The following is a 2,250-nucleotide window of genomic DNA, read 5'->3' as shown; positions in this document are numbered from 1 at the left end:
TCTTTGCAACAGTGCCTAATTTTCTAAGTAACCCTCTGAAAAATGGTTGAAACTGCATTCTGCAGAAGAGGATTACCCAGCAGTCGATCTACCCGTTTTATTTTGTTTTTAACCGATGCAGTTCCACCCAAATGACGACCGATACTGGTAAGTGTGAGAGAGGCACCATTTATTACAGCACTGGTGGCGTCAATTAGTGATCTTTGGCGGTAGAGATGCAGAGGCTCCAGTATATTTTTGAAGAATTTTTGGCATAATGAGCGAGCAGGCATAGTGGTGATTTCCTTGAAATTGTTAGCGCAATCAATTAGATCACATAGTGCTATGCCTGTCCCATTTTTCTGGAGATTTCTCAGGGGTGACCCCTACGCCATTCTTGCAGTTTGTCGGATTGAGGCATGCCTCAACCCTGTTGATTACAGTTTTGGACCGGCTTTCACCAGCGCCTCACCGGCATGGGTGTCGGCGAACTTATCGAAGTTGATGATAAAGCGCTGCGCTAGGTCGCGGGCTTTCACCTCCCAGTCTGCTGCGCTGGCGTAGGTGTTGCGCGGATCGAGCAGGTTGCTGTCGACGCCCGCCAGCGCCAGCGGCATCTCAAGGTTGAAAATCGGCAATGTTGCCGTATCCGAATGGGCGATTTCACCGCTGAGGATCGCGTTGATGATGGCGCGGGTATCCTTCAGCGAGATGCGCTTGCCGCTGCCGTTCCAACCGGTATTCACCAGCCAGGCTTCCGCTCCCGCGGACTGCATGCGCTTCACCAGCACCTCAGCGTACTGCGTAGGGTGCAGCGTCAGGAACGCGGCGCCAAAGCAGGCGGAAAAGGTTGAGGTTGGCTCCGTCACGCCACGCTCGGTGCCTGCCAGTTTGGTAGTAAAGCCGGACAGGAAGTGATACTGCGTCTGTTCTGGCGTCAGGCGCGACACTGGTGGCAGCACGCCAAAGGCATCGGCGGTCAGGAAGATCACTTTCTTAGCATGGCCTGCTTTTGACACCGGCTTAACGATGTTGTCGATGTGGTTGATCGGGTAGGAAACGCGGGTGTTTTCGGTTTTGCTAGCGTCGTCGTAATCCACTGAACCATCCGCGCGCACCACCACATTTTCCAGCAGCGCGTCGCGGCGGATAGCGTGATAGATCTCGGGTTCAGACTGCTCGGACAGCTTGATGGTTTTGGCGTAGCAGCCGCCTTCAAAGTTAAACACGCCGTCGTCGTCCCAGCCGTGCTCGTCATCACCAATCAGTTGGCGCTGTTGGTCGGTCGACAGGGTAGTTTTTCCGGTGCCGGACAGGCCAAAGAACACCGCCACATCGCCTTTTTCACCAACGTTGGCCGAACAGTGCATCGCCGCAATTCCCTTCAGCGGCAGCAGGTAGTTCATGATGGCGAATAGCCCTTTTTTCATCTCGCCGCCGTACCAGGTTCCGCCGATCAGCTGGATTTTTTCCGTCAGGTTAAACGCCACAAAGTTCTCTGAATGCAGCCCCTGAGCCTGCCAGTTCGGGTTGGTGCACTTCGCCCCGTTCATCACCACAAAGTCAGGCTTAAAGTCAGCCAAGCCTTGTGCATCCGGGCGAATAAACATGTTTTTGACAAAGTGTGCCTGCCAAGCGACTTCGGTAATAAAGCGCACGCTCAGGCGACTGTCTGGGTTAGCGCCGCACCAAGTATCGACAACAAACAAGCGCTTACCGGAGAGTTGGGTGGTGACAAGATTTTTCAGCGACTGCCAGTTTTCCTGCGACAGCGGCTGATTGTCATTCTTGCCTTTACCTTGGTCGTTCCACCACAGCTTGTCGCGGGTGACGTCATCGCGCACGATGTATTTATCTTTTGGCGAGCGCCCGGTAAAAATACCAGTGTCGACGGCAACCGCGTCTGACTGGGTCACTATTCCGCGTTCAAAACCCTGTAAACTGGGCTGGGTTTCTTCCTTAAACAGCGTGTCATAATCGGGGTTATGAACCACCTCAACCGTATCAGTGATGCCATAAGCAATGAGGTCCTGCGTGGTCAGGTCGTTAGCGCGCATGTTAATGCTCCTTTGTCGGTTTTTTGTACTGCAATAGATTGTAGGGTTATTTCGACGATTTTGCCGTAATGCTTGGCACATTCGGATGGCTGGCACCGTGACGATCGTGCGCAGTTTACACCTATCAAACGACAGAGAAAGAGGAAAGAAGGTAGAGTCTTGGGACGTGGTGTAAATTCGGCAAGATGGTGAGCGCCATCGGCTTATCCGGTAA

The 2,250-nt window shown here is 53.1% G+C and carries 1 protein-coding gene and 1 pseudogene; both read right to left on the bottom strand.

Features of this window, described 5'->3' with window-relative positions:
• Nucleotides 1-26 precede the first annotated feature (26 nt).
• A pseudogene (locus tag BBW68_RS16780) lies at nt 27-272 on the bottom strand (IS4-like element ISEc60 family transposase); the annotation flags it as partial.
• 144 nt (nt 273-416) lie between these two features.
• Nucleotides 417-2,036 (bottom strand): phosphoenolpyruvate carboxykinase (ATP), encoded by a 1,620-nt coding sequence (gene pckA / locus BBW68_RS11280; protein ID WP_070135439.1) that lies wholly within the window; start codon nt 2,034-2,036, stop codon nt 417-419.
• Nucleotides 2,037-2,250: the final 214 nt, after the last annotated feature.

The organism is Candidatus Erwinia dacicola, from assembly GCF_001756855.1.
GTDB lineage: Bacteria > Pseudomonadota > Gammaproteobacteria > Enterobacterales > Enterobacteriaceae > Erwinia > Erwinia dacicola.
This window is presented reverse-complemented; position numbering and strand designations above follow the sequence as displayed.